At 42.1% G+C, this 1,930-nt stretch carries 4 protein-coding genes; all 4 read right to left on the bottom strand.

The window, feature by feature from the left end:
• On the bottom strand, window positions 1-216 hold a 216-nt coding region (locus ACWF79_RS34745; RefSeq protein WP_453732171.1), incomplete at its 3' end, for an ASCH/PUA domain-containing protein.
• Between the two features lie 302 nt (window positions 217-518).
• On the bottom strand, window positions 519-1,214 hold the full coding sequence (locus tag ACWF79_RS34750) for a hypothetical protein (protein WP_010330156.1): 696 nt from the start codon (window positions 1,212-1,214) through the stop codon (window positions 519-521).
• A complete protein-coding gene (locus ACWF79_RS34755) occupies window positions 1,196-1,642 on the bottom strand; it encodes a RusA family crossover junction endodeoxyribonuclease (protein WP_017696754.1) in 447 nt (148 codons plus the stop codon). The genes ACWF79_RS34750 and ACWF79_RS34755 overlap by 19 nt, the downstream gene beginning before the upstream one ends.
• Before the next feature lie 100 nt (window positions 1,643-1,742).
• Window positions 1,743-1,930: Fur-regulated basic protein FbpA (locus tag ACWF79_RS34760; RefSeq protein WP_453732172.1), on the bottom strand; the 188-nt coding region annotated here is incomplete at its 5' end.

Here is a 1,930-nt window from a genome sequence, read left to right on the forward strand (position 1 = left end):
GAGAACGACATATCCGGGTTTTTGCTCAAAATTAGAGATGTATGTGACCTGAACATCTATTGAACGGCCAGTAAATTCACCCTGCCATTCATTTAGACAAAGGATATCCCCTTCTTTAAAACCCCTGTCATCATTCCTTATTTCAAAGGTTTTACGTCCATCAATCACCGCTTCAAAATACTCCGGTAAAATTTTCAGATGATGTCTGACGCTCATATATCATCATCGTCCTCAATATCTTCTTCCCAAGCCATCTCAAAAGCAGATTCTAAAAATCTCAATTGCTTTTCAAGTTCTTCATCTGTCATCTGGGAAAAGTCAGGTCCGTGTCCTGGAACCATCCTGAAATCTTCCGTAAGACGTTTTATAAGATACTCTCTCCTTGAGACCACCAATAACCCTCCATCCATTTTTAAGCCGCTGGAGCAGCTCGTATTTTTTCAAAGGCTCATAGAGGTGGACGGCTCGTCCATCCTCCATGCGAAACAGCAAATACCAACGCCGCTGCCTTTTAACCATTAAGCCGCTCCGTGTTCGCCCTCATCCTGGTTGTCTTCCTCTTTTTCATCTGAGGAGGATGGATCAGCTTCATTGTTTTGATCTAGAGGAACAGGGGGCGCTTCTTTTTCCAAAGGTTCCGCTTCTGCAGCTTGATCTTGTTTCCAATCCCACCAAGCTTCAGCAATTGGAGCAATTTCTTTTCTGTACTCGTTAATGAGGTCTATAGTGGCACTTGGAGACATTCCAAGCTCATCTGCAAGCCTGCGGTATGATTCCCCTTCAATACGGCGTTTTGCAATTTCATCAATATTTTCAGGAAAACCATCACGAACTGGAGGCGTACCTTCAGTGATGAAAGAATCAACAATTTCTCGATCTATCTCCATTGGTTTTTCTTCAATTCTTGGTTTTTCTTCGGGGAGCCCTAACTCTGCCTCAAGTTGTTCCGGTTCAGGATCCGCGACATTAACAATTCCTCTTTGATCAACCGTGTAATTTGTAATTGGTTTCTCAGTTTTCGCATTTATTTCTAAGACATATTGAACTGTTTCTGATTCCAGCTGAGCTTGTACTTCCTTATCAATCATTTCAGAAAGACGTGAAATCCTAGATCCACCTAATTCTTTTGTGCTTACCTCCAAAACGATTTCAGTAATACCTTTAGGCTTCATATTCACCTTTTTAACGAGAGATTTTAGATTAATGAAAGACATAACTGCTCCTCCTCTTGTGATAGTGGCTTTACCTGTATTTCGATTCTTGGATTTTGGCTATAATACTTACTGACATGAAGGTCTACAATTTGGCTGTCATCATGCCAGATGACTTTATTTAGTCCGTCCTTAATGCCCTTTATATAGTTATCAACATCTGGCTTTTTGCTCGGCCTTAACAGCCCTTGTTCTGCTTCTGCAACTTTTTTCTTACTGAAGCTTTTCAGAGTGGATTTATAAACCCTTACTGACAATTCAAGTGGTCCTTCTAGCAATTTAGATGGCCGATAATCTGAAGCAACCAGCTTTACATATTGCTTAAAGTCTCTTGATTTCTTTGGATCATATAGCCTGGTCATCCCATTAACCGTGGTGGCTCTCGGTCTCCCTTGGGCTACTGGCTCACCGTAAACTGTAAAACTAATCAATGCTGTTACCTCCCGTCAGCTGATTCCAGCTGCTCTATTTCAGTCATTATTAAATCCGCGTTCATGATTATGAATGTTAAGGAGCGGAGCGTGCCGAGCATCAATCTCCCTCCTCGAAGGATATTTCACGGCCAAACTTGCATTTAACGTTAATATGTAGCCGCTCCAGTTCCGGCAAAGACAGTTCATACAGCTGTTGCCCGTCCTCCGATTCATACTGGCCATACTTGATAAGCTCATTCGTTAAAAATTCCCGCCGCTCGTCTGTGGCAGTCTGTGTTATATCTG

This window comes from Streptomyces sp. NPDC054975 (assembly GCF_053609105.1).

Bases quoted from the DNA above. Each gene is read 5' to 3' on its own strand.
- ACWF79_RS34750 (WP_010330156.1), bottom strand. From the start codon at position 1,214: ATGTCTTTCATTAATCTAAAATCTCTCGTTAAAAAGGTGAATATGAAG.